The sequence below is a fragment of the Phaeovulum sp. genome (assembly GCF_041596715.1).
Classification (GTDB): domain Bacteria; phylum Pseudomonadota; class Alphaproteobacteria; order Rhodobacterales; family Rhodobacteraceae; genus UBA6213.
Map to the genome: position 1 here is coordinate 1 of NZ_JBFHIA010000250.1, position 4,385 is coordinate 4,385.

A 4,385-nucleotide genomic window follows, 5' to 3' on the forward strand; every position below is an offset into this window, starting at 1 on the left:
ATCTTGATGATGGCGCGCGGCGTTTTTACCGATGGCGAAAGCCGCCGCTTGCTGCCCTTTGCGCTTGGCTCGGCGGCGGCAACGGCATCTTACACGCTGATCGACGGGCTGGGCGCGCGTGTCTCGGGCGATGCCATTGCCTATGTCGGCTGGATCTTCGTGCTCGACGGCATCTTGTTCGCTTCGGGCATGGTGCTCTGGCGCGGGCGGGCGGTGCTGGCCGGGGGGATGCGCGGCTGGGCCTTGGGTGGCTTGGCCTCGGCGGCCTCATATGGTGCCTATGCGGTGTCGATCTGGGCAATGACCGTGGCACCGATTGCGGTGGTGGCGGCGCTGCGCGAAACCTCGATCCTGTTTGCGGTGCTGATCGGCTGGCTCTGGTTTGGCGAGCGGATGCGGCCAATGAAGGCGTTAGCAGGGGTGATGATCGTCGCCGGGGTGGTTCTGACGCGGCTTTAGGCGGCTTTCTCCGCCGGCGACAACGCCTGCTGCACTAGGCCTACAACAAGCAGATACGCCGAGGTCGCAACCAGCCCCCACCGCGCCCAGCTTGTCGGGTCGAAATCGACCCACGCCGACCAGACGGCAAACCCGGTCCAGCCGATGGCGACGGGCAGCGACACGGCGCGCCAACGTGCGGTGCGCACCGGGTGGATAAAGCGCAAGTTGGTGAACATCGCCCCCGAAAGCACGCCCACCACGGCAAGCGTTACCCAGAAACTTGGCTGCACCGCGAACAGCACCAGCACCACCATGTTCCAGCAGGCCGGAAAGCCCGCGAAAGAACAATCCTTGGTTTTCATACGGGTATCGGCGAAATAGATGACCGAAGCATAGGTGATCACGATAATCGCCATCCAGCCTGTCCAACCCGGCAGAAGGCCGGAATGAAACAGCGCGAAGGCCGGGATGAAAACATAGGTCAGATAGTCGATGATCAGATCAAGCAGCACACCGTCATAGGTGGGCCAGTTTTTCTTCACGTCGTAGCGGCGCGCCAGCGGCCCGTCGATGCCATCGACGATCAGCGCGCCAAGCAGCCACAAAAACATCAGGCTCAATTCGCCGCGCACTGCGGCAAGCATGGCCAACATCGCTAAAACCGCACCTGTGGCGGTCAGCAGATGAACAAAAAGGGCTTTGGAACGCAACGTCATGTCCCAGTCATGACGCATATTCTGGCCAGTGACAATCGCACGCCGCGCTTAGGCGCGGGGGTGTGCTGCGGAATAGATCTGCATCAGGCGGGCGCTATCGACAGCGGTGTAGATCTGCGTCGTGGCAAGGCTGGCGTGGCCCAGCAACTCTTGTATGGCGCGCAAATCGCCCCCCGCGGCCAAAAGATGCGTCGCGAACGAATGGCGCAACGCATGCGGCGTGGCCGTTGCAGGCAGCCCCAAGGCCATGCGCGCGCGCTCCATCACGCGCGCCACCTGCCGCTGGTTCAGCGCGCCACCGCGCACCCCGCGAAACAGCGCCTCAGTGGGCGTCATGCGATAGGGGCAAAGCCGCAGGTATTCCGCGACCGCATCTTGCGCTGCGGGCAAGACCGGAACCATCCGTTCGCGCCCGCCCTTGCCACGAATCCGCAGTGCGCTGGGCAGTGGCAGATCGGCGCCGGTCAGACCAAGCGCCTCTGAAACGCGCAAGCCCGAACCATAAAGCAACGTCAGCACCGCGCCGTCACGTGCCGCTACCCAAGGCTCGGCGGCCTCGGCCTCGACGCTTTCGATGACATCGCGCGCGCCGTCCTCGGACAAGGGGCGCGGCAGCGAGCGGGCATATTTGGGCGCGCGGGCGGCCAGCACATGCGTTGCATCAAACCCCTCGCGGTCGGCCAGCCAGCGGATGAAACCCTTGATCGCTGAAAGCCGCCGCGCCAGTGACCGCGCGCCCAAACCCCGGCCCCGCTCGGCCGCAAGAAACGCGCGCATGTCCGATTGGCTGACCGTTGCCAGCCCGCCAAGGCCCAGCCCTTCGCCGCGATGGGCGGACAGAAAGGTCAAAAAGTCAGCCACGTCTGCCTGATAGGCGGTGATCGTGTGCTCTGCTGCACCATCAAGCGCGCGCAACTGTCCCAGCCATTTTGCCAGTGCATCGGCCGCTGCGGCTGAAAACCCCGGCGTCATCTCAGCCAAGCCAGCGGCGCATCGCCCGTTCAAACACGCCCGCGAAGAATGCCAGAAGATCGGTCCCGTGCGAGGGCTTGAACTGATGCGGGTCTTCGGCCCCCATCACCAGCATCCCCGGCAAGCGGCCTTCGCCGAAATCGAGCCGCATCAGCGCCTCAGAGCGGATCCATTCGGCTTTCGCGCCGTGGATCGCATCGGAATTGGTCTGCGTTTGGCGCAGCACCACGGCGCGCGGCTGGCCGTTACGCTCGCCACGCATGTATTCCTGCACGAAACCCGGCTCGGCCACGCAAAGTACGTCGCCCAGATTGCGTAGCGCGGGATCGTTCTCAGAGTGCACGCTTTCCAGCACCAGACGCACGGAATCGACATGCAGCGTTTCGGCCACGTCGCTGCCGAGGTTGTGCAAGAAATCCTCGAAGGTCAGCGGGTCGAGCATACTCAGCACGGCGCGGTGAATGAGGTTGGTGCCCGCGAGGTTTTCATAAGCCGCCGCGATGACGGAACGGTGGGTATCTTCCAGCCGTTCCAGCCGCGCCTCCAGCCGCTCCATCGCCACGCCGCGCAGATCGACGATATTGCCACCCATCGCGCGGTCATTGGCCGCCACCAGCGCGCGCATCACATCCCGATCATCGAGCACAACCTCGGGATCGCGGATGATCTTGTCGCGCAGCTGATTTGCCAATGCCTGTTCGCTCATGCCCGTATCCCCGACTGCACCGGTGGTCATTTTTGCGCCAGCTTACACTACTCGAACAAAAAATCAGGAGTTATTTCAGCCGATCTTCTGCCCGGTTTTTGCCCAGTCTTTCAAGAACTGCTCCAGCCCCTTGTCGGTCAGAACATGGTTCGCCATCGCCTTGATGACGGCGGGCGGGGCGGTGATGACATCGGCACCGATGCGCGCGCAATCGGTGATGTGGTTGACCGAGCGGATCGAGGCGGCAAGGATTTCGGTCTTGAAGCCGTAATTGTCGTAGATGGTGCGGATGTCTTCGATCAGCTGAATGCCGTCGTAGTTGTTATCGTCCAACCGCCCGATGAAGGGGCTGATGAAACTTGCGCCCGCCTTGGCCGCAAGAATCGCTTGCGCTGCCGAGAAACAGAGCGTGACGTTGACCATGTGGCCTTCGGATGCGAAAGCCTTGCAGGCGGTCAGCCCGTCCCACGTCAGGGGCACCTTGATCGCGATATTGGGGGCGATCTTGGCCAGCGTCAGACCTTCGGAGATCATCGTTTTCGCGTCGGTCGCGACCACTTCGGCCGAAACCGGGCCCGATACGATGCTGCAGATTTCCTTGGTCACTTCGACAATGTCGCGCCCCGATTTCAGGATCAGCGAAGGGTTGGTGGTAACACCATCGACCATGCCAAGCTCATTGAGCTCTCGGATGGCGGCGACATCGGCAGTATCAACAAAGAACTTCATGGGGCGGCTCCTGCACGGGGTTTGCCCGCGTGATAGCGCAAAGCGTGGCCTGCCGGAACCCCAAACACGCCCGAGCACGCTTGCCTGCGCGGCTTCGGCACCTTCGCGCCCCGTCCTGCGGGCGGTATGCGCCGCCATGAAAATACCGCCGCGTCTCATCCGCGAAAATACCCCCGCCGAGGGCAAGAAAATGCTTTGGTGCCCGCATGGATGAAGCAAGCCATTTCAAAGCGGGTGCGCTGGTGGCGGTGCTGACGGCCGAGCCGGTGGGCAGACCGCTTGATTACCGCGCCCCCGAAGGCGGGTGTTTTGTCGGCGCGCTGGTCGAGGTGCCGCTGGGCCCGCGCCGGGTGCTGGGCGTTGTCTGGGGCGCGGGCGAAGGCGGGTATGACCCGGCCAAGGTGCGCACGGTTCTGCGCGTGCTGGATGCCGCGCCGCTGACAGCTTCGATGCTGACCTTCTTGCAGCGGATGGCAGACTACACGCTGACGCCGCTTTCGGTGATGTTGCGGTTGGCCACACGGGCACCGGGCTTGGGCGACCCTCCGGGGATGCGCAAGGTTTACCGCCAGGGCACGGGCGAGCCCGAGCGCATGACCGAGGCGCGCGCGCGGGTGCTGCGGGTGCTTGAAGATCATGGCGGCGCGGGCTTTGCGCTGGCAGAACTCGCGGCACTGGCGGGGGTCGGGGCTGCGGTGGTCAAGGGGCTGGTAGCGACCGGCGCGGTGCAAGAGGCTGAAAGCCCGCGCGATGCGCCCTTTGCGCGGCTTGATCCTTCGCTGCCCGGTCTGGTGCTGGCCGACGATCAGGCGGCAGCGGCG

The 4,385-nt window shown here is 63.9% G+C and carries 5 protein-coding genes and 1 pseudogene; 2 read left to right on the top strand and 4 right to left on the bottom strand.

Annotated elements, in window-relative coordinates; all coding sequences use genetic code 11:
- A partial coding sequence (locus tag ABY403_RS13975) for an EamA family transporter (RefSeq protein ID WP_372841440.1) occupies positions 1-459 on the top strand: 459 nt, incomplete at its 5' end.
- Here ABY403_RS13975 and ABY403_RS13980 read toward each other — a convergent pair.
- The 4 genes from ABY403_RS13980 to fsa form a co-directional block, all read right to left on the bottom strand.
- On the bottom strand, positions 456-1,175 hold the full coding sequence (locus ABY403_RS13980; protein WP_372841441.1) for a phosphatidylcholine/phosphatidylserine synthase: 720 nt from the start codon (positions 1,173-1,175) through the stop codon (positions 456-458). The genes ABY403_RS13975 and ABY403_RS13980 overlap by 4 nt on opposite strands.
- Before the next feature lie 30 nt (positions 1,176-1,205).
- Positions 1,206-2,129: a tyrosine recombinase XerC gene (locus ABY403_RS13985; protein ID WP_372841444.1), complete on the bottom strand. Its 924-nt coding sequence runs from the start codon at positions 2,127-2,129 to the stop codon at positions 1,206-1,208.
- A 1-nt stretch (position 2,130) separates the two neighbouring features.
- Positions 2,131-2,835, bottom strand: a complete 705-nt coding sequence (locus ABY403_RS13990; RefSeq protein ID WP_372841442.1) for a DUF484 family protein — start codon at positions 2,833-2,835, stop codon at positions 2,131-2,133.
- A gap of 75 nt (positions 2,836-2,910) precedes the next feature.
- A complete protein-coding gene (fsa, locus tag ABY403_RS13995; protein ID WP_372841443.1) occupies positions 2,911-3,564 on the bottom strand; it encodes a fructose-6-phosphate aldolase in 654 nt (217 codons plus the stop codon).
- A 206-nt stretch (positions 3,565-3,770) separates the two neighbouring features.
- Between fsa and ABY403_RS14000 the strand changes: the two are divergent.
- Positions 3,771-4,385, top strand: a pseudogene (locus ABY403_RS14000) (primosomal protein N'); the annotation flags it as partial.